General features: G+C 48.7%; 20 protein-coding genes. 14 read left to right on the top strand and 6 right to left on the bottom strand.

The window, feature by feature from the left end:
• Positions 1-173: 173 nt before the first annotated feature.
• Complete coding sequence (locus L6H70_RS09745; protein WP_236332285.1) at positions 174-1,592, top strand: MATE family efflux transporter; 1,419 nt, start codon at positions 174-176, stop codon at positions 1,590-1,592.
• Between the two features lie 398 nt (positions 1,593-1,990).
• On the opposite strand, the gene L6H70_RS09740 is transcribed toward L6H70_RS09745, so the two are convergent.
• Positions 1,991-3,022: an S-layer homology domain-containing protein gene (locus L6H70_RS09740; protein ID WP_236332283.1), complete on the bottom strand. Its 1,032-nt coding sequence runs from the start codon at positions 3,020-3,022 to the stop codon at positions 1,991-1,993.
• 160 nt (positions 3,023-3,182) lie between these two features.
• On the opposite strand from L6H70_RS09740, the gene L6H70_RS09735 reads away from it, so the two are divergent.
• The 5 genes from L6H70_RS09735 to L6H70_RS09715 all read left to right on the top strand — a co-directional run bounded on the left by L6H70_RS09735 (position 3,183) and on the right by L6H70_RS09715 (position 8,461).
• Positions 3,183-3,896 carry an ABC transporter ATP-binding protein gene (locus L6H70_RS09735; RefSeq protein ID WP_236332281.1) on the top strand — a complete coding sequence of 238 codons (714 nt, stop codon included), beginning with the start codon at positions 3,183-3,185 and terminating at the stop codon, positions 3,894-3,896.
• Entirely contained in the window at positions 3,889-5,490 is a 1,602-nt protein-coding gene (locus tag L6H70_RS09730) for an ABC transporter permease (protein ID WP_236332279.1), read from the top strand. The genes L6H70_RS09735 and L6H70_RS09730 overlap by 8 nt, the downstream gene beginning before the upstream one ends.
• A 150-nt stretch (positions 5,491-5,640) precedes the next feature.
• The gene (locus L6H70_RS09725; RefSeq protein ID WP_236332277.1) at positions 5,641-6,852 is read left to right on the top strand and encodes a chromate transporter; all 1,212 of its coding nucleotides are present in this window, start codon (positions 5,641-5,643) and stop codon (positions 6,850-6,852) included.
• A gap of 46 nt (positions 6,853-6,898) precedes the next feature.
• Positions 6,899-7,552, top strand: a complete 654-nt coding sequence (locus tag L6H70_RS09720; protein ID WP_236332276.1) for a histidine phosphatase family protein — start codon at positions 6,899-6,901, stop codon at positions 7,550-7,552.
• A 132-nt stretch (positions 7,553-7,684) separates the two neighbouring features.
• Entirely contained in the window at positions 7,685-8,461 is a 777-nt protein-coding gene (locus tag L6H70_RS09715) for a hypothetical protein (protein WP_236332273.1), read from the top strand.
• Positions 8,462-8,515: 54 nt separating this feature from the next.
• On the opposite strand, the gene L6H70_RS09710 is transcribed toward L6H70_RS09715, so the two are convergent.
• Positions 8,516-9,262 (bottom strand): SDR family oxidoreductase, encoded by a 747-nt coding sequence (locus L6H70_RS09710; RefSeq protein ID WP_236332272.1) that lies wholly within the window; start codon positions 9,260-9,262, stop codon positions 8,516-8,518.
• A gap of 156 nt (positions 9,263-9,418) precedes the next feature.
• Between L6H70_RS09710 and L6H70_RS09705 the strand changes: the two genes are divergently transcribed.
• From L6H70_RS09705 to L6H70_RS09675, 7 genes are all read left to right on the top strand, one after another.
• On the top strand, positions 9,419-10,342 hold the full coding sequence (locus L6H70_RS09705) for an AraC family transcriptional regulator (RefSeq protein ID WP_236332270.1): 924 nt from the start codon (positions 9,419-9,421) through the stop codon (positions 10,340-10,342).
• Positions 10,343-10,517: 175 nt separating this feature from the next.
• Positions 10,518-11,219 (top strand): aspartate/glutamate racemase family protein, encoded by a 702-nt coding sequence (locus L6H70_RS09700; protein WP_236333220.1) that lies wholly within the window; start codon positions 10,518-10,520, stop codon positions 11,217-11,219.
• 349 nt (positions 11,220-11,568) lie between these two features.
• Positions 11,569-11,790 (top strand): hypothetical protein, encoded by a 222-nt coding sequence (locus L6H70_RS09695; RefSeq protein ID WP_236332267.1) that lies wholly within the window; start codon positions 11,569-11,571, stop codon positions 11,788-11,790.
• Positions 11,791-12,050: 260 nt separating this feature from the next.
• Entirely contained in the window at positions 12,051-12,584 is a 534-nt protein-coding gene (locus tag L6H70_RS09690) for a DinB family protein (protein WP_236332265.1), read from the top strand.
• A 17-nt stretch (positions 12,585-12,601) separates the two neighbouring features.
• Positions 12,602-13,114, top strand: coding sequence for a GNAT family N-acetyltransferase (locus L6H70_RS09685; RefSeq protein WP_236332263.1), 513 nt, complete (start codon positions 12,602-12,604; stop codon positions 13,112-13,114).
• Positions 13,115-13,340: 226 nt separating this feature from the next.
• A complete protein-coding gene (gene pnuC, locus L6H70_RS09680; RefSeq protein WP_236332260.1) occupies positions 13,341-14,018 on the top strand; it encodes a nicotinamide riboside transporter PnuC in 678 nt (225 codons plus the stop codon).
• Positions 14,015-15,046: an AAA family ATPase gene (locus tag L6H70_RS09675; protein ID WP_236332258.1), complete on the top strand. Its 1,032-nt coding sequence runs from the start codon at positions 14,015-14,017 to the stop codon at positions 15,044-15,046. Before pnuC ends, L6H70_RS09675 begins: the two co-directional genes overlap by 4 nt.
• A 226-nt stretch (positions 15,047-15,272) precedes the next feature.
• Here the strand turns inward: L6H70_RS09675 and L6H70_RS09670 are convergent, their stop codons facing one another.
• Positions 15,273-16,139 (bottom strand): helix-turn-helix transcriptional regulator, encoded by an 867-nt coding sequence (locus L6H70_RS09670; RefSeq protein ID WP_236332256.1) that lies wholly within the window; start codon positions 16,137-16,139, stop codon positions 15,273-15,275.
• Positions 16,140-16,209: 70 nt separating this feature from the next.
• Between L6H70_RS09670 and L6H70_RS09665 the strand changes: the two genes are divergently transcribed.
• Positions 16,210-16,923, top strand: coding sequence for a DUF4386 domain-containing protein (locus tag L6H70_RS09665; protein ID WP_236332254.1), 714 nt, complete (start codon positions 16,210-16,212; stop codon positions 16,921-16,923).
• Positions 16,924-16,969: 46 nt separating this feature from the next.
• Here the strand turns inward: L6H70_RS09665 and L6H70_RS09660 are convergent, their stop codons facing one another.
• Genes L6H70_RS09660 through L6H70_RS09650 form a run of 3 tightly spaced genes read right to left on the bottom strand, consistent with a single transcriptional unit; the run spans position 16,970 to position 19,793 of the window.
• Complete coding sequence (locus tag L6H70_RS09660; RefSeq protein ID WP_236332252.1) at positions 16,970-18,355, bottom strand: HAMP domain-containing sensor histidine kinase; 1,386 nt, start codon at positions 18,353-18,355, stop codon at positions 16,970-16,972.
• Positions 18,343-19,005: a response regulator transcription factor gene (locus tag L6H70_RS09655; protein ID WP_236332250.1), complete on the bottom strand. Its 663-nt coding sequence runs from the start codon at positions 19,003-19,005 to the stop codon at positions 18,343-18,345. The genes L6H70_RS09660 and L6H70_RS09655 overlap by 13 nt, the downstream gene beginning before the upstream one ends.
• 29 nt (positions 19,006-19,034) lie before the next feature.
• The gene (locus tag L6H70_RS09650) at positions 19,035-19,793 is read right to left on the bottom strand and encodes a lantibiotic immunity ABC transporter MutG family permease subunit (RefSeq protein WP_236332248.1); all 759 of its coding nucleotides are present in this window, start codon (positions 19,791-19,793) and stop codon (positions 19,035-19,037) included.
• Position 19,794 lies beyond the last annotated feature (1 nt).

Below are 19,794 nucleotides of genomic sequence, written 5' to 3'. Positions count from 1 at the left end.
GCGTTCATTAGACCGCCCGCGCAATAGAGGTTTTTTTTGTGTACTAGGGTTACATAAAATAGCTGTTTATATTTAGTTAGATCATTGACAATTTGAATTCTAACTATTATGATATCCTTGTTACTTAGAATTCTAACTAAACATGATGACGTGAAACGCATGGAGGAATGAATATGAGCCAGGAAACATCAAATCAATATTATCTGGAATCAGCTCCGCTGAAGAAGGCAATTACCCACCTGTCGATACCCATGATGATTGGAATGTCGGTCGGGACCATTTACAATGTTATCAACGCCTATTTCATCGGGCTGCTGCACAATACGCATATGCTGACGGCGATTACGCTGGGCCTGCCTATTTTTACTGTATTAATGGCCTTTGGCAATGTGCTGGGAGTAGGCGGCGGGACGTTTGTGACCCGGCTGGCTGGTGAGAAGAATCCAGAGAAGGGCCGGAGAATCGCCGGTTATTCCTTCTATGCGAGTATTATCGCCGGCATTGTAATTGCACTGCTTGCTTTTTTGGCGATTAACCCGATTACACGGCTGCTTGGTGCGGATGACGCTACGTTTGATTTTGCCAAAACCTATGCCTTGACCCTGTTCGCTGGCGGGTTCGTGATTGTGCTCAATTTTGCGCTGGAGCAGCTGGTACGCTCGGAGGGGGCATCGAAGGAATCGATGTACGGGGTGTTTATCAGCACGGCGCTTAGCCTGATTTTTGATCCGCTGTTTATTCTGGTGCTGAACTGGCATGTGGCAGGCGCGGCGCTGGCGATGATTCTGGCGAATGTGGGCTCGGTAGTTTATTACATCTATTTCCTGGAGACAAAGAGTGAACACTTAAAGGGGTTCTTGAAGCATTTTAGAATTTCGGTTCAGGATAAGCTGGAAATCTATAAAATCGGAATCTCTGAGCTGCTGCAATCCGCTTTTCTGATTGTGACAACGCTGCTGCTGAATAACTACGCTATTCAATATGGAGACCATGTGGTCGCCGGCTTTGGTGTGGCGCTAAGAATCGTTCAGGTTCCGGAGTTTCTGTCAATGGGGTTATTCCTCGGTCTGATCCCGCTGTTTGCATTTACCTATGCCGGCCGCAATATCGTGCGCTTAAAATCGAGTATTAAATATGCCTTTGCCTGCATCGGAACGATTTCTATTGTGTTCGTCAGCCTGGTATTTATCTTCAGAGACACGGTCCTGCACTGGTTCTCCAACGACCCATCTGTGATCAGCAGCGGCGTAACGATTCTGGCAGCGATGCTGATCTCGGCTTTGTTTAATGGATTCACGGGACTGTTCATGAGTATTTTTCAGGCTACCGGACAAGGCGCACCCACAGCGATTATGGCCATTACTCAAGGCATCCTGTATATCCCGGTGATTATCGTGCTTCATTATCTTTTCGGACTGAATGGTGTTATCTGGTCTATGACCGTAACAGAAGTGATTACGAGTGTGATGGGTGTTATGCTGTTTGTTATGTTTAACCGGAAGCTCAAAAAGGTGAGCGGGAACGAGGCAGACGGGAACGAGGCTGGAGCACAGCCGAAGATTCACATTGGGGAGGATGTAAATGTCATATAACAACGCCGACCGAACAATTCATACTGAGCGGCTGCTGGAGAAATAACGAGATGGAGGCGCGGTAGCGAGATTTTCTCCCGCTAAATTCCCCCGGGAAGGATAGTGATGGTGGCTAGTGGGATTTTCTCCCGCTAATATCTCCATTACGGCTCAATATTAGCTAATTCGAGGATTTAGAGGGACTTTTTCCACCTAATATCCAATTTTAGTGTAAAATGACTGAATTAGTGGGAGTTTTTCCCGCTAGAATGCCGAGCGAAGTTCCATCCACCTATGCTAAATCCATCTGGGGAAAAGAGCATGAGATTATGTTCGCCTTCAGTGGATAATCACAATAAAAAGGCCAGACCGTCAGCAAGTGACGGTCTGGCCTTTTTAGAACAAACAGGGAGGATCTCCTACTTGGTTGAGGATTTTTTCAGGATCTCATGGACTTGGCTGACCATGGCGGTAGCGTCTGCACGGGTGATGGCGTCTTTTGGATGGAAATTGCCGTCTGCGTCCAGGCTCACGATCTTGAGGGCAATCGCCGTCTGAATAGCCCCGGAGTTTAAGATGTCGATCTCATTATTGTCTTTGATCTCCACCGGGTTTAGCTTAATCATCGGCAGCTGACCGCTTGTTTGTAGCGTATGAACCAGCAGGTAAGTGAAGGATTCACGGCTCATGCTGGAAGCCGGAGCGATCTTGATCTGCAGGCCGGCTTCAGGTCCTACGGCTTCTTTGATCAATTGAACAGCCTGTTCTGCCGTAAGGATCTCGTTTGCGGCTTCAGGTGCCGGGTGAGCCTTCAGATATGCCAGCGCATTGCTGATGGCTACGGCTGCTTCGGCCCGGGTGATTTTCTGCTGCGGATTAAACTTCCCGTTTGCATCCAGCTGCACAACACCGTAGTTCAGGGCGCGCTGGATCGAACCGGAATAGTCCGCCTTCACTTGGTCCTGGTCTTTGAATTCCACAACGACTGGCTTGATCATCGGCAGACGGCCGCTGATTTCGATCGCATCAATCAGCTGATGCGTGAATTCCTCGCGTGTTAACTTCTGGCCCGGCTTCAAATCCGCCGGCAGGTCCAGTCCGTGGACAGCAGCAATAATGAGGGCCTGCGCGTACCAGGCGGAATCATTGGCATTGGCAAAATAGTCCGTAGCCTTGGGCTCCTTAACGAATCGGATCAGATCCAGATTCAGTCCTAAGGCATTGACGATCATTTGAACCCCTTCAGCTTCCGAGATGGGAATATGCGGGCCGAACTGGGAGGCGCTGATCCCTTTGATCAGGCCGCTATTTTGCAGAGCGATGATCTTCTCTTTATCGGGGACGTTATTTAAGTCTGTGAAAGCTGCGGCGGAAGCGAATTGTTGTCCGGCAAAACTTAGCGCCAGAGCAGCGGCGGCGGATAGTGTAACAAGCTTGAATGTTTTTTTCATTTTCTTCACCTCGTGATGTAGTTTGTGGTTTATTTGAGCTCTTAGACGTGCAATCGGACAAAAAGGTTTCCACGAATGATTATTTATTCTTCAATGAACGTTTACACTATGCTGTACGTATAATAATTATTTGCTAACAGTCAGGAAGAGGTGAAGGGACATGCTTACCATCAGACATTTTACCAAGAGCTATAAAGGCGGAAAAAAAGCAGTAAATGACCTGAACTTAGTGGTCGAGCGGGGAGACATTTACGGCTTCATTGGACATAACGGTGCAGGCAAGACGACGACTATCCGGGCGGTAGTGGGGGTGCTTGATTTTGAAGAGGGAGAGATTGAAATTGACGGGATTTCGATGAAAAAAGACCCGTTAGCCTGCAAGTCCCGTATCGCGTATATTCCTGACAATCCGGACCTGTACGAACATCTTACAGGGATCCAGTACCTCAATTTTATCGGCGATCTCTTTAGTGTATCCAAAGCGGACCGTGAGCGGCTCATTCGACAATACAGCGATGCTTTTCAGATGACTGTGCATCTCGGCGATATGATCTCATCGTATTCTCATGGGATGAAGCAGAAGCTGGCGATTATTTCGGCGCTTATTCATAAACCGAAGCTGCTGGTATTAGACGAACCCTTCGTGGGACTTGATCCCAAGGCTGCCCATATGCTAAAAACAATCATGGCTGAGCTGTGTAATGAGGGCAGTGCGATTTTTTTCTCCACACATGTGCTGGATACGGCAGAGAAGCTCTGCAATAAGATCGCCATCATCAAGGGAGGCCAGCTGATCGCCCACGGCAAGACGGAAGAAGTTAAGGGCAAGAACAGCCTGGAGGATGTATTCATGGAGCTGATCGATAATGATTAATATCTGGAGATTAACGAAGATCCAGCTGCTCTCTGCCTTCGGCTTGAATAAAGCCCTGCATACCCAAGAGGTGAAGGAAAGACGCAAATTGCTGCTGCTAAGTATCGCTATACTCATTGGTGTGCTTATGATCGCGGTTTTTTCATTTGGATACAGCTATGCGATGGCACTGGCTTTTGAACAGATAGGCCGGGTGGAACTGCTGCTGGCCATCATGATGGCTGTTACTTCAATGGTAGGGTTCTTCACGACGGTTTATAAGGCAAGCGGAGTCTTGTTCAGCTATAAGGACTACGATTTGGTGATGTCGCTGCCGGTAAAGACGAGCCATGTGGTGGCAAGCCGTATTCTCCAGCTCTATGTGCTGAATTTGTTTTTTACGTTAATGGTGATGCTGCCGGCAGGTGCGGTATATGCGCTTCAAGCACATCCGGAGGCGTATTATTATTTGCTTTTTCTGCCGGCAATGCTGTGTATTCCATTCGTCCCGATTATTGCAGCAACCGTGATTGGTGCGCTCATCAGCTGGTTTTCTTCCCGTTTCCGGGCCAGCCGGATGATCAGCCTTGTCCTAACCTTTGCCGCGGTGATTGCGTTCATGGCAGGTTCATTTACTCTGAACGGTAACGGGCAGGAGGAACTTGCTGATCTGGGCACCGGACTGGCAGATACGATATATAAGCTATATCCGCTCACAGCTATGTATGTCGATGCTGTCTGCAACTACCGGATAGATTCATTTATTTTATTTATTTTGTTATCGGTGCTATCCTTTGTAATCTTTGCTGCCGTACTAGGGTCACGCTATAAAGCGATTCATACAGGTCTAATGACCAGCCATGCAGGCGGTAAATATACAATGAAGCCGTTAAAAGCATCCACGGTATTTCACGCCCTGTATCAGAAGGAGCTGCGCCGCTATTTCAGCTCTTCCAATTATATTTTGAATACAAGCATTGGCATGGTTCTGTTATTGATGTCGTCGGTTTCCCTGTTATTCATCAGCCCGGAGCAGCTGGGAGAGGTGGCCAAAATTCCTGAGCTGCAGCATTACTTGAATACACTGGCGCCTGTCTTCGTCTCCATGTTCATAGCTTTAAGCTGCACAACGTCGAGCTCCATTTCTCTGGAAGGCAATAATCTTTGGATACTCAAAAGCTCTCCAGTACCTAAGCACATCATCCTGCTCGCCAAGGTTGCCGTAAATCTCACCATTACCGTACCTATCACGATGATAAGCTGCGTACTACTGATTATATCGCTGCGGACAGGATGGATGGATAGCCTTTTACTGCTTGTAATTCCTGTTATCTTTGCCTGCTTTTCTGCGCTGATAGGCGTTATGGTTAACCTGAAACTGCCTAAGCTGGAGTGGACAAGTGAGGTTCAAGTGGTCAAGCAGAGTGCGGCGGTGCTGGTGGCAATGCTGATCGGGATTATTAGTTTGCTTGTTCCGGCAGGACTGTCGATTCTGCTGACGGGTGTGGACGGGAAGATTATCTTGCTTGGAGCAGCCGTAATTATGATTGTTGTGAGTTTGGGGTTATATAGATCTATGAAGGGGAATGGGGAGAGGCTGTTTCGGGGATTGTGAGGATTGTGTACAATAACTTAACCGTATTTTAACCAAAATCTTGTGTACACCACATATACAAGTGTCATAATAGTTTGAACATTTAAGTCCCCTTATGTTGTTCCCTATAAATTGAGAACGTGGTTATTGCAGCAAAGGAGCGGTGACGGTATGCAAACGGATCAGCAGGAAGCACAGAAAGATACTCAGAAAGGGAGGTTAGGCGCACTTTTAGAAGTGCTGACGGTTTCTGCCAAATTGGGCTTCACCTCTTTTGGGGGGCCGGTTGCCCATCTGGGGTACTTTCATAATGAATACATACGCCGCCGAAAATGGTTGGATGAACGCAGTTATGCTGACCTTGTAGCTCTTTGTCAATTCCTGCCCGGTCCAGCGAGTAGTCAGGTTGGAATTGGAATAGGTGTTGTAAGAGCGGGTCTGCTTGGGGGGCTTGTGGCGTGGCTAGGCTTCACTTTGCCGTCAGTCATTGCGTTAGTTGCGTTTGCCTTCCTGCTTCAAGGCTTTGATATTGGCAGTGCGGGGTGGATTCATGGACTGAAGATCGTAGCGGTAGCCATCGTTGCCCATGCTATTCTTGGAATGGGGCAAAAGCTTACACCGGACAGAAACAGGGTAACAATCGCTGTCATAGGAGCAGCCATTACATTGTCTTGGCAAACGGCATTCAGTCAGGTCCTGATTATCGTTGCTGCCGGAGCAGCAGGTTTATGGCTTTATCGAAAAAAAGCTGCGGAGCAAACACCTGACCTGCAAATACCAATCAGCAGAACCCTCGGGGTCGTCTGTTTAGTTTTATTTTTTGCGCTGCTGGCAGGACTACCTCTTCTCAGGGGGGCAGGAGACACCGGGTGGTTAGCCATGTTTGACAGCTTTTACCGCTCCGGTTCTTTGGTGTTCGGCGGGGGACATGTCGTCCTCCCCCTTTTGGAACGTGAAGTAGTTCCTCCGGGTTGGGTTAGCCAACAGGATTTTTTGGCGGGCTACGGGGCTACACAGGCGGTTCCAGGCCCGTTGTTCACTTTTGCAGCTTACCTTGGGACTATGGCCGGAGGAATTATTGGGGCAGTGGTTGCCACTTTCGGCATTTTCCTGCCGGCTTTTCTTCTTGTGATCGGTGCGCTCCCTTTTTGGAACGGATTACGAAACAACCCAAAAATCCAAGGGGCCTTGGTTGGAATCAACGCCGCTGTAGTCGGTATCCTGCTTGCTGCATGGTATGATCCCCTTTGGACTACTGCTATTTTGAAGCCAATGGATTTCGCCCTGGCGGTCATTTTATTTGTAATGCTGGTCTTCTGGAAGCTGCCCCCTTGGGTGGTTGTAGTAGCTGGTGCAGCAGGCGGAATGTTGCTGGCCCTTTGAGGGATACTATGTCCTGATGCTTACGATCCTGAAGGGAGCAATATAAATGATGAAAGGGCATATGATCACCAGTATCTTTTGCGTGATCCTTATGTTTCATACGCAGCCGGCTGAAGCGTCAGGAGGTATTTTGAAATCAAGGCCGGTAGACCCCTCATTGCTAAATTCACTTCGTCAGGGTGGATATATTCTTTATGTCAGGCACGGTGAGGCTACAGCAGGAGAGGACATGGCAGAAATTGATTTCAATGATTGCTCTACCCAAAAAAATCTTTCGGAGACCGGGAGAAGACAAGCTGCGCATTTTGGTGAGGCGCTGCGCAGACTGCACATTCCGGTCGAGACTCCGGTTCTGGCGAGTCCCTTTTGCCGGACCGTGGAGACCGCAGAGTTGGCTTTTGGTAAGGGTAAGGTCCAAACTGATCCGTTCTGGGTCAGAATATATCAATTAAGTGGTTCCTTGTCTCCCGCCGAGCAGCAAAGGATTGTCAATGACTTAACTTCTGTATTAGAAGTATTGCCCTCCCCCGGGACTAACCGGATTATCATCGCCCATGGTTTCCCTCAAGGGGTTGGATTAGGGGAAGTCGCAAATTTGGGTACTGTAATTATAAAACCAAACGGGCAAGGAAAAGGCTTTGAGGTAGTAGGCCGGTTCACTTTAGATGAATGGTTAAGCTTACTTCAGGAAGCGGGTTAATAGGGTTGACAGCCGCAATTTAGACATGGTAATTTATCACTAGAATAAAGGCAATGTAACCTTAGGGTTCAACCTCGCTGAGAAGTGCGGGTTGAACCCTTTTTGCATTCAACCTATAAAGGAGGATTAGGTATGTTAAGAACAGAATTGCTACTTCAGCGGCTTCATGAGATCGGCAAGTCGCTCGAACGTAAAGGGGGAGCTCTTGCATTATTAGGGGTGGGTTCCGTTGGGGTCGAGACAGCACGGCTGGATGAATATTCGGATTTGGATTTTTTTGTGATTGTGAGACCGGGGGAGAAGGACAGATATATTGACCGGCTGGATTGGCTCGAAGATGCACATCCTCTTGCCTATTCTTTTAAGAATTCAGATGCAGGATGCAAGATCCTGTTCGAGGACGGAATTTACGGGGAATATGCTATATTCGAGGAACGGGAGCTGGCGGAAGTCTCCTACACAGAGGGGCGGGTTGTATGGAAGGATCCGCTGTATGGCAACACGGAAATCGCCAAGCCTGTAATTCAGCTGCCTTCTCAAAAAAGTGACTCCCTGGACTTTCCTTTAAACGAAGCCTTAACCAATCTGTATGTGGGGCTGGGCCGTTATGCAAGGGGAGAACGCCTGTCTGCTATGAGGTTTATTGAGGTATATGCAATAGACCGGATTCTGTCCGTGCTCCATCTGCTGGAGCAAGAGGTGGATTACTTTCCCGACCCGTTCGGTAATGAGCGGCGGCTAGAGAAGAGATACCCCCGTTTTGCGGAAATCATCGGAGACATGATCCAGGGATACGATCGTGTTCCCGAATCGGCACTCCGTATTTTAAATTTCATCGAAGGCGTGTATCCGGTTAATTCAAGGCTAAGCGACGAGATCCGGCGGCTGGCTAGTCGGATTAACGGATAGATTTCTAAAGCAAATGGAGTTTTGCCCAAACAGCGGCAGAACTCCATGGTTGCGTTACACTTGGGCTGTAGGACGGATCACAATCTCGTTCACATCGATCTCATCCGGCTGTTCAATGGCATAAGCAATTGCGCGGGCTACAGCGTCCGGTGCCATTGCTAATTTATCCCGGACTGCAGTAAGCTGTTCTCTCAAAGCCGGGTCAGTCACGCCCTCCGTGAAATTGGTCTGTACAATGCCGGGCGAAATTACCGTTACTCGCAGCTTATCGCCAGCCTCCTGGCGCAGTCCCTCGGAGATGGCGCGCACTGCGAATTTCGTTCCGGAGTAGACGGACTGGTTCGGCACGGTCTTGTGTCCTGCTGTAGAAGCCGTGTTCACAAAGTGTCCGAAGCCCTGTCTACGAAAGACAGGCAACGCTGCAGCAATACCATATAGGACGCCTTTAATATTGACATCAATCATGTCCTCCCAGTCCTCAACGCGCAGATCATCGAGCGGGGAAATAGGCATAACCCCTGCATTGCTGACGAGGACATCCAGCTGTCCGTATCGTTCGCAAGCCAGTGCAACAAGTCTGTCCAAATCTTCGCGCTTTCTTACATCCGTGCTTGCATAAACGGCTTCGCCGCCGCTATCTGTAATCCTGGCAGCCAGAGCTTCAAGGCGATCTTTGCCGCGTGCGCCAAGCACAACCTTTGCTCCGTGCTCCGCAAGCCGGAGTGCTGTCGCTTCTCCAATCCCGCTGCTTGCACCCGTGATAATAACGACTTTACCCGCCAAACTTCCAACCCTAACCATCGCCCAATCCTCATTTCTTATTTCAATTATCCTTGCTAGTACATTCTAAGCAAAATACAATCTCATAAGGTAGACCGATCGCTGCCGATTCTTGCCTAATCCTATCCGGTACAGATATAATTAGCCATTAAGGTTGTTGGGAAGGAAGGGTGAAGCATGCAGGAATTTATCTCCCCGCCCATGATTTCTGCCAAACTGCAGGAGCTGGCTCTGCTTATTGCGCGTCATGCGCCTTCGGATGGAACCCATGAAACAGCTGTGCCGGAGCTTTGTTTCAGGCGCGCGAGCCAAATGTCTGAGCCGAAGCATACAGTCAATCTGCCCTCTCTATATGTTGTGGCCCAAGGTTCAAAGACGGCGACACTGGCTGGAGAAGAGTACAAATATGATCCCAGCACCTACATGGTCTCCTCTGTGCATCTGCCTGTAATCGGGCGAATTACAGAGGCCTCACCTGAGCTTCCTTATCTGAGTCTTCAATTATTGATTAGTCCGGATGTCATTCTCGACATAATCCATAGAAGCAGCAGTCAATGGAAAGGAAAGACGGGGCGGGGGATGTTGGTAAGCCATTCAGCGCCTCCGCTGGTTGACGGGCTGCTGCGGCTTGTCCGGCTGCTGGATGCCCCTGAGGATATTGAGGTCCTAGCGCCACTTTTTATCCGTGAGATTCTTTATCGTGTGCTAAAAGATGAGCAGGGTGCTTTAATCAGACAATTTGCCGTAGCCGGCAGCTATGCGCATAGCATTTCCAAAGCGATCCATCTGATTAACCGTGATTATGCAAAGCCGCTTGTGATTGAAGAGCTGGCGAAGGAAACCAATATGAGTCCTTCTTCTTTGCATAAGCATTTTAAAAGAGTAACGGCGGTCAGCCCGCTGCAGTATCAGAAGGCGATCCGGCTGCAGACCGCACGCCGCATGCTGCTCTCAGAAGGCCTGGAAGCCGCTGATGCGGGCTTTCGGGTTGGCTACGAGAGTCCGTCGCAGTTTAGCAGGGAGTACAGCCGCATGTTTGGACGTCCCCCAATGAGCGATGTTAAACAAATGCGCAAGATCATAAGTGCTCCGGTTGATTGATTGGCGGCTTGCCTTTACAGAGCCATGTCATCCTTGTTCCGGAGGGAAGTAGTATTTAGTCTGAATTTGTTGTAATCTTTCCAGGTCTTTCATGTTGTACAATCTTATACAATCCAGTGCACAATTCTTTAAGCACATTAGGATGAAAAAAGAATGATGGAGTGTGAATATGACCATGAAGACAATAGGACTAATAGGTGGTATGAGTTGGGAATCCTCCATGCTGTATTACCAAATCATCAATGAGACGGTAAAGGTAAGGAAGGGGGGGCACCATTCTGCTAAGAGTCTGCTGTATTCTGTGGATTTTCAAGAAATCAAGGATCTCCAGCATCAGGGAAATTGGGCGGAAGCTACGAAGATTATGATAGAAGCGGCACAAAAACTTGAAGCAGGCGGAGCAGATGTCATAGTCATATGCACGAATACGATGCACAAGATGGCACCTGAAGTGATGAACTCGATTTCGATTCCATTACTTCATATCGCTGATCCGACGGCAGAAAAAATTGTTTCCGATAAAATAAATAAGGTGGCCTTGTTAGGAACCGCCTTTACGATGGAGCAACCCTTTTATAAGGATCGGCTGACCGGTCAGTATGGGCTTGAGGTTGTTGTGCCGGATGAAGCAGACAGAGCGGTTGTTCACGATATTATTTATCATGAGCTTTGTCTTGGAATTATAAATGAGCATTCAAAGAAAAAATATCTGGATATCATTGATAGTCTTATCCGAAAGGGGGCGGAAGCCGTTATTCTCGGATGTACGGAAATTACAATGCTCATCTCACAGGAGGACTGTACTATCCCGGTTTATGATACAACGCGGCTTCATGCCGAGGCTGCCGTTGATTTTTGTATAGGGGACGGGGAGTAGAAAGACTGACATAAAACCCTATAACAAGTGGAGAAACGTGTTATATTCTCAAAAAGAAGGCATGAATCCGGTATATACGGAATTCATGCCTTTTTGACCAACGTTACGAAGAAGTATACAAACCGGACCGAGCTAAATGATATTTCTCCGGGTGGCCTATAGGTAAAACCGTTGGCATTATGGGAGCTAAAGGCAGCGGAAAGTTAATGTTACTGAAGATAGAGTAGGGACTTCGGTGCCTGCGAGCGGCAGTGAGAGGTAAATGGAGAGACGCCGAACGAAAAAATGGATGAATTGTAGCTTACTATAGACCGGTACGGAATTAACGGGAAAAATCCCGTTGATTCCGTTGGATCTGCTGGTTTCCACGGGATTAACGGGAAAAATCCCGTTGATCCCGCCGGATCTGCTGTTTTCCACGGAATTAACGGGAAAAATCCCGTTGATCCCGCCGAATCTGCTGATTTCCACGGAATTAACGGGAAAAATCCCTTTGATCCCGCCGGATCTGCTGTTTTCTCCGGAATTAACGGGAAAAATCCCGTTGATCCCGGATCCCGAATCTGTCTGAGCCTGCGGGAAATCTGAGTGGATGCACAGAGAATTAGCGGTCTCACGGATATTCACAGGTGCAATATAAGAGGCACCACTAGATTTCGGGCAACCTCTGAGAGCATTCGAAATCGATAGTTGCTGAGTTCAATAAATAGTTTAACCTCGGCTCTTACGGGTGGTCGGTTACGTGGGAGGAATAAGGACAGCAAATTTTCAATTTACGCCTTGCGGGAATCTCATTATGATGTATTTAACCACATAAAGGGAGGGATTGGTTTGATTGCACTGATCCAGTACGTTATGGAAGATATGAATAAGCAGCTTGACCGGATTGAGAAGAGCTTGAATCTATTGAACAATGAGCTGGTCTGGACAAGAACGAAGGAATCCATGAACAGCATCGGTAATCTCTGTCTGCATCTGGCAGGGAATGAATATCAGAATTTTGTCAGCGCCATCGGCAACAGGCCATTCATCCGGGAGCGTACCCGCGAGTTCACAACGGACGGAGGAATATCCAAAGACGAGCTGATTGGCCTTCTGCGGGATACGCGGACACAATCGGAAGACGTGTTGTCGGGTCTGTCGAATGACGATTTGTCCCGGGAGGTCATCATCCACTATGACCAGGAAGACTGGAACCGGATGTACCGGAAGGCTGCAGGTGCCGACGAAACCTATGATACAAGAGAAATTGGCCGGCTGATTGTTCAGGTCTCAGCTCACTACGGATATCATGCCGGACAGATCGTAGTGCTTGCCAAAATGCTGCAGGATACGAATGAGCATATCTCGGGCCAATACCATTGAGAAAGGCGGGATCGCCTGTGATCAGACTGGAGCCGTTCGAACGTAGCGATTTTAAGCAATTAATGGCCTGGATTGATTCGCCGGAGTTTATGGTGGTTTGGGGAGGGAAGACGTTTAGCTACCCTTTAACGGAACAACAATTAGAGACTTATATTTGCAGTAATGCGCTAATTTATAGGGTGGTATATGAAGATAACAATGAGGTTATTGGGCATATCAATTTAACGATGGATCCATCCAATCATTCGGGAAGAATCGGTAAGGTCATCGTCGGGAATAGAAACCTGCAGGGACTGGGCATAGGGCAGCTGATGGTACAAAAGGTTCTGGATATCGCATTCGGACAAATGAAATTACACAGAGTCAGCCTCGGTGTATTTGATTTTAACCATGCTGCAATTGCCTGTTACGAGAAAGCAGGGTTTGTAAAAGAAGGTTTACTCCGGGAAGCGCGTAAAGTGGATAATGAATTCTGGAATCTGTGGGAAATGAGCATGTTACAAAAAGAATGGTTGAATAGCCAAACTTGAAGACAGCTATCGTGGATATCCGTGCTGCAATGACTTTTCATGAATGATAATCATACCTTAATCGGCCTCGGTCCTGAATTCTACAGGACTGGGGCCGCTTTGTTTTGGATGGAGGAAAATTTTACTTGCATCCTGCCGGTTCATCTGCTATTTTGATATTAACAAGTTGTAATTATCAATAAGTTAATAAGTAGTTATTAACAAAAATAAGCGGAGGCGATGCAAAGTGAAGAAGGTTCTGGGCGGGTGGAAAATGTTCGAAGTCGTCTGGCTGGTTTTGTTTACGTTGGTGGCTGTCAGTTTTACATTCTTATCCAAGGATTCATTGTTCGGATTCACGGTTTTTATCACCGGGGTGCTATGCGTGGTACTCACGGCGAAGGGAAAGCTGACGAGTTATGCTTTTGGCATGTATAATACCTTCGGCTACGCCTACTTGGCTTATATCAACGGGTTATTTGGAGAGGTCATGCTGAATTTGCTGTTTTTTGTCCCGATGAACTTCATAGGCTTTTACATGTGGAAGAAGAATTTTCAGAGCGGCAAGCTGTCCATGCGCCAGATGGAGCATTCGGGAATGCTGCTCACCCTCGCGGTCTGTATTGCAGGTTCGCTGCTGCTGGGATTCGGCCTGTCGTTCATTCCGGGACAGAATTCGCCTTACATTGATGCCGTAACTACCGTGTTATCTGTCGTAGCCACGATTTTGATGGTGAGAAGATTCAAGGAACAATGGCTGCTCTATATCGTGCTGAATATGTTTACGGTGCTGCTATGGGTCATCCGGACGCTGGAAGGCAGCGGTGAGGGCCTGCTGATGATCGTCATGTGGAGCGCCTATCTGATTAACGCGGCATACGGATACTATAACTGGAATAAAGGCGCTAAGGAGGCACTTCTATGAAAACTCTTGGATTAACCCTTGGAAAATTCGCCCCGCTGCATAAAGGGCATCAGTATATGATCGAAACGGCGCTGCAGGAGGTCGACGAATTAATCGTAGTGATTTACGAGACCACGGTTATCAGCATTCCGCTGCATATCCGGGCGAACTGGATCCGCAGGCTCTATCCGCAGGTTAGGGTAATTGAAGCCTGGGATGGCCCGGACGGATATTCTGATGACAGGGAGCATGAGATCCGGGAAGAGCAGTATATTCTGGGGTTGCTTCAGGGAGAGCAGGTGACCCATTTCTATTCGAGTGAGTTCTATGGCGGGCATATGAGCATCGCTTTAGGTGCGGCTGACCGGCGGGTGGATGAAGCGCGTATAAAAGTACCGGTATCCGCCACAATGGTTCGTTCCGATCCTTATAAGTACCGGAAATATGTTAGTGATCTGGTGTACCGGGATTTAATCACGAAAGTGGTTTTTGTGGGAGCAATGTCAACCGGCAAGTCCACGATCACCGAAGCGTTGGCGCGGCGGTACCAGACTACTTTTGCCAGCGAATACGGGCGGGAGTATTGGACTGAACATCAGGTGGACCGGCGGATCAGCCTTGAGGCTTTTGATGAAATTGCCGTAGGTCATATGAAGCGGGAAGAGCAGGCGCTCCTGGAGGCAGACCGGTATCTTTTTGTAGATACCAATGCGATTACCACTTATATGTATGCCTTGGATTACCACGGAAGGGCTCCGGAGCTGCTAACCCGGCTCGCCCTGGAGAACGCGCAGCGGTATGATCTGTTTTTCCTGTGCGACGACGATATTCCTTACGACGATACATGGGACCGCAGCGGGGATCAGAAGCGGCATGTTTTTCACAAGCAGATACTGGCAGATTTGCAGGAACGGCGGATCCCCTATATAACGCTGAGGGGAACGCTGGAGGAACGCATGCGCAAGGTAGACGCGGTGTTAGCGGAGTTTGAGCCTTATAGTAATTATTTCGGTGACCCTATCGGAGAAAATAGGCAGTGCCTTCCTTAGTTTCCGGAGGACTGGTTCCAGGCGGGACCGTAAGTTTATGCCGGTAATCACCGAACCAATCATTGCACGCGGATGAAGATAACCGCTTTTAACAGCAAACGCCTTCTACCTGGTCTTTCTGGCCTTGTAGAGGGCGTTTTATTGATTACAGCAAGATTTGAAAAGTGTATCTTCAAATTTGATGTTATTTTGGGTATATCAAAGAAACTTAAATAAAAGGGAGGATTTAACAGGCTGAATCCATAGACAGTTTTTTGACAGGTGCATAGATGTGATAGGCAGATTGGAGATTATGGATGTCATCAAAAGCTTGAATGAGTTCGATATGTGAATCCTCTGTCTCCTGCCGGGAGATCTTTAGAAAGCGTGCATAATCCGTTTTTAGGACATCCCCAATATCGAGGAGATCACCGGAATATTTGAATTTAGCACAGAAGAGCTGGGGTACATCTACGGTGAAATAAAACGGTTGATCTATCCGGATGTCAGCCGGAATTCCGAACAGGACCCTGAAGCGGGTGGAGTTGGGCTGGCAATTGGAATAAATGACATAACAAGGGCCATGCACAGTGGTATCAATGGCCTGCAACAGTTTGTCTGAGTGAGACCGGATCGTCGTCCTGTAGTCACCAGCAAGATCTACTTCAAAGGCTATACCGGTTACCCGGATGGATTCAAACTCTGTCAGGGTGAAATCGGTAACGACATCACCGTTGATGTTTTTAACGGGTCTTTTGACCACCGCTGGAATAGGAACTGGAGAAATGTTGATCTTTTGTTCTTTTAGAGCGCTGGGAGCCATTCCGTACTGGCGTTTGAAAGCACGGGTGAATGAGGATTGAGCTCCAAAGTTTAGCTGGTAGGCAATATCGGTTAGAGATAATTCGCCGGACTGAATGTATTGTAGAGAAGCGTTCAATCTTCTGGATAAGATGTAATTGTTCAAAGAAGAGCCCATTATGGCCGAAAAAAGCCGGTGAAAGTAATATTTCGACATGTTGAAGCTATCAGCCACAGACTCTATGGACAAAGGCTGGTCTAAATGATTCTCGATATGGGTTAAAGCGCGCTCGATGACTTCATAATGATCCATAATAACCCCCGCGTAATGTTTTGGAGTGTACCGCAATAATTTGACAACTGTACTACAGGAGGCAGAGTTTATGACACAAGACAGACTAAACGGAATGATCATTGGAATATTTTATATTGTAGCTGCGGTTACTTCAGTCATTGCTGTAATTTCATATGAGCCGGTATTGTCAGAACAATGGTATATGGCCGTAGCTGACGGGTTTAAAACAAAGGTATTGCTGGGAGTGATTAACGACCTCTTGCTTGTGCTGACAGCAGTTGGTACAGCAGTTATGCTGTTCCCCTATCTTCGCCGCTGGAATGAGCATCTGGCGCTGGGGTATTTATGCTTTCGGTTTATGGAAGCCGTTCTCATTGCCATAGGTGTGGTGAGTATATTGGGTTTATTGCAGCTTAGTGTACATTATGAGGCTGATAGCTTAAAAAGTGTAGATAATCTTCACGAGCTCGGCTATATGCTGCAGGCTTTTCACCGCTGGACTTCCATGTTAGGTCCCAATTTTATGCTGGGTGTGAATACGGCCATATACAGCTATTTACTGTTTAGAACGGGTATAGTCCCAAGACCGCTGGCGCTATTTGGTATGATTACTGCTGTACTAGTGTTCATAGCCGGGCTGTTAGAAATGTTCAGTGTCGTAGAACCTCTCTCTGCAGTAAAAGGGCTGATCGCTCTGCCTGTGGGGGTTTATGAAATGAGTCTGGCGGTGTGGTTAATAGTAAAGGGGTTTGACAGGAAAAAGCTCGAAGAGCTAAAGCACCGTTCAATGCCGACTACGTAACACTCCAAATTTATGTTGGAGGATCCCGAAGAGGGCAATTACTGATTTACAGCCATTGCCCCTTCGGAACAGGAATACTAATCGTTACTCTGCCTCCGCCGGACGGGGACACATTGTCTAGGGTTAAGCTGCCTCCGTGCAGCTGGGCGGCAGATTTGGCGATGTACAGTCCCATTCCGTGATGCTTGCCCGAGGTCCGGCTCTGGTCGCCTCTGTAGAACTGGGTGGCGGCTTCTTTCAGGTCGGCAGGTGAGAAGCCGCTACCTGTGTCCGTGACTGTGAAATGGACGGCATCGCCATCCCCCCGGACCTGTAAAGTGATGCTTCCCTGCTGAGGAGTATGCTCCGCCGCATTGGATAACACGTTGGCAATTCCCCGCTGAAACAGCTCCTTATGGATGAAGAGGAATTCCGGAAGGTTCTCCTTCTGGACAGAAGGATGCAGATTCTTGCCGGAGGACAGAGCCTTCATCTGTAGTTCTAATTCTTCAATAAACTCTGCTGTAGATACAAGGGATTGCCGGGGGACCGGGCTGGCCTGTAGGCTGGACAGGTCAATCACCTCCTGTACGAAGGCTTCAATATCCCCGGCGCTGCGGAGAATGTATCCGTTATATTCCTGCTGGGACTCATTCTGAGTGGTCTCCTTCAGCAGCTCGGCATTTCCCCGGATCACAGTAAGCGGCGTCTTGATATCGTGGGCCAGCGCGGAAATCTGCTCTCTGCGGGAACGCTCCAGCTCCCACTGCTGCTTGAGGGAAGTATGCAAGGCTTTCTTCATCTGGTCCAGTGAGGCCAGCACATCGTCGATTTCACGGATCCCGCTGGGCTTGACGGTGAACTCGAGATTCTCGCGCTGGATGTTCTCTGTCGCTTCCTGTAACCCGGCCATTTTCTCTGAGAGTCTTCTGCCGAACAGGGCGGCGAGCAAGGCTGCCTGGAGCAGAACCCCGAAGATGAAGAGCAGGATTCCCAGCAGCTGTGGATTCGGCAGATAGCTGCGCAGCAAAGGGGAGGCGTACTGTGGCGTTAAGCTATAGCGGAATATCCAGATTTCCTGGCCGCGCCGGGCGGTTGTATAGAAATGAGAGTCCTGATTATCTCCTTGTTGTGTAATCTCCCAGGCATCTGCTGCTTCGCTCCGGCTCAGATTGCCCGCGAGGAGCTCTCCTTGGCTGGTGAAAACCGTATAATCCAGCAGGTCCGGAACGGTTTCGGGTGATACCGATTCATTTGAGGCAAGACGTTCCTTGAAGACCGCAATCTCCTTCTCGGCATAGTTGGCAGGCAGTATGGTGTTTGAGGCAAAAGCCAGCGTAAACAAGCCAAGCAGCACTACCAGCAGCAGGATCGTTCCCGTGCTTAAGAACAGAAGGTATTGCAGGAAAAAGGTGCGAAGACGCACGGTTTTGATTCGTTTTACAGCTTCCACTTATATCCGATCCCCCAGATGGTCTCAATGGCGTCGATACTGTATTTGCTCAGCTTGGCGCGGATGTTCTTGATATGCTCCGTAATAGCGCTGCTGTCGCTTACCCCGTCCAACCCGAAGACCGTTTCATAGATATGCTCTTTAGAGAAGACCTGTCCGCGGCTGCGGGCCAGAAATTCGCAAATTTCATATTCGCTTTTGGTTAGAGGCACCTTGTCCTCTTGGACAAACAGCTCTTTACCGGAGAGGTTAAAGTGAACATTCTCCAGATACAGAACATTCCGCCGCTCCCTGGTTTCCCGCCTGAGGTGAGCGCCAATCCGTGCCCGCAGCGCACCTATGCCGAAGGGCTTCACAATATAATCATCTGCGCCCAGACCCAGACCGTACATCAGATCGCTTTCCAGTGTTTTGGCCGTTAAAAAGAGGATTGGACAATCCACAGCCCCGCGGATCTCCCGGCAAAGAGTAAACCCGTCCACCCCCGGCATCATCACATCGAGCAAAATAAGATCATACGCGCCAAGGTCGGCCCGGCGCACCTGTGCAGAATCAGAGATTGCCGTCACCAGGTGCTGATCTGTAATCAGTGCGTTACGGATCAGCGACAAGATGGCGGGTTCATCGTCTACTACGAGTATTTTTGCCATATTCGTTCCCTCGATTGTTAGTTGTATGTCTAATTATCCGTTGAGCGTCCTTCCCACCGCCGGAACCATAAGCAGCTTAGGAGAACCGAGATTACCGTTGCCAGCGTACAGACGGTTACTCCGGTGTTCAGCTCGGGTAGAGCGGAGGATAAAGTGGTACCGGAAGCGTGGATTGTCCAGACCGAGATCAAGCGGACGCCCCATGCAAAGGGAATATACGCCCAGGCGGCATCGCCCAGCCCGGTTAGCATTAAGGCGGCTATCAGACTCCCCACAATCCCTGCCCCAATGGAAGCCCCTCTTCCAAAGCGCAGGCTGACCGTCAGGTGAAGCAGGTAGAGAAACACATTACTCCCAAACAGAATAACTGCCCCGGTGATATAAAAGGGGATGCCCAGCCGGTCTTGCTGAAGAATCCCGCCGAACCCCAGTCCAAAGAGCACGTAAGCAAACAGAACAGCTCCAAGGCCAAATAACAGCAAAAGCAGCAGCTTGCTTGTAAAGGCTGTGATTTTATTTGCGGGAATGGCAAGCATGCCCTGGAACTGTCCTGCATTCGCCTCCTGTTCCACTGACATGGAGCAGACCAGCCCGATCAGAGTAGGAAATGCACACCCTATGGACTGCATGAATGCCAAAGCTTTATCGGCTGCACTCCAAGGAGAGTACGAATAATACGCCAAGAACACCCCGGCTCCGGCAAGCGGAGCCAGCAGATGAATGAGCAGGAACGGCGTGTGCCGGGTTTTGAGCAGATCCGCCTTCAGCAAGCCCAGTAGTGAGGCCATG

It is taken from the genome of Paenibacillus auburnensis, from assembly GCF_927798115.1.
GTDB classification, from domain to species: domain Bacteria; phylum Bacillota; class Bacilli; order Paenibacillales; family Paenibacillaceae; genus Paenibacillus_AQ; species Paenibacillus_AQ auburnensis.
The sequence above is the reverse complement of the archived record's forward strand: the minus strand, read 5'-3'. Positions and strand labels throughout refer to the sequence as shown.

Bases quoted from the DNA above. Each gene is read 5' to 3' on its own strand.
- L6H70_RS09745 (WP_236332285.1), top strand. From the start codon at position 174: ATGAGCCAGGAAACATCAAATCAATATTATCTGGAATCAGCTCCGCTG.
- L6H70_RS09740 (WP_236332283.1), bottom strand. From the start codon at position 3,022: ATGAAAAAAACATTCAAGCTTGTTACACTATCCGCCGCCGCTGCTCTG.
- L6H70_RS09735 (WP_236332281.1), top strand. From the start codon at position 3,183: ATGCTTACCATCAGACATTTTACCAAGAGCTATAAAGGCGGAAAAAAA.
- L6H70_RS09730 (WP_236332279.1), top strand. From the start codon at position 3,889: ATGATTAATATCTGGAGATTAACGAAGATCCAGCTGCTCTCTGCCTTC.
- L6H70_RS09725 (WP_236332277.1), top strand. From the start codon at position 5,641: ATGCAAACGGATCAGCAGGAAGCACAGAAAGATACTCAGAAAGGGAGG.
- L6H70_RS09720 (WP_236332276.1), top strand. From the start codon at position 6,899: ATGATGAAAGGGCATATGATCACCAGTATCTTTTGCGTGATCCTTATG.
- L6H70_RS09715 (WP_236332273.1), top strand. From the start codon at position 7,685: ATGTTAAGAACAGAATTGCTACTTCAGCGGCTTCATGAGATCGGCAAG.
- L6H70_RS09710 (WP_236332272.1), bottom strand. From the start codon at position 9,262: ATGGTTAGGGTTGGAAGTTTGGCGGGTAAAGTCGTTATTATCACGGGT.
- L6H70_RS09705 (WP_236332270.1), top strand. From the start codon at position 9,419: ATGCAGGAATTTATCTCCCCGCCCATGATTTCTGCCAAACTGCAGGAG.
- L6H70_RS09700 (WP_236333220.1), top strand. From the start codon at position 10,518: ATGAAGACAATAGGACTAATAGGTGGTATGAGTTGGGAATCCTCCATG.
- L6H70_RS09675 (WP_236332258.1), top strand. From the start codon at position 14,015: ATGAAAACTCTTGGATTAACCCTTGGAAAATTCGCCCCGCTGCATAAA.
- L6H70_RS09670 (WP_236332256.1), bottom strand. From the start codon at position 16,139: ATGGATCATTATGAAGTCATCGAGCGCGCTTTAACCCATATCGAGAAT.
- L6H70_RS09665 (WP_236332254.1), top strand. From the start codon at position 16,210: ATGACACAAGACAGACTAAACGGAATGATCATTGGAATATTTTATATT.
- L6H70_RS09655 (WP_236332250.1), bottom strand. From the start codon at position 19,005: ATGGCAAAAATACTCGTAGTAGACGATGAACCCGCCATCTTGTCGCTG.
- L6H70_RS09650 (WP_236332248.1), bottom strand. From the start codon at position 19,793: ATGGCCTCACTACTGGGCTTGCTGAAGGCGGATCTGCTCAAAACCCGG.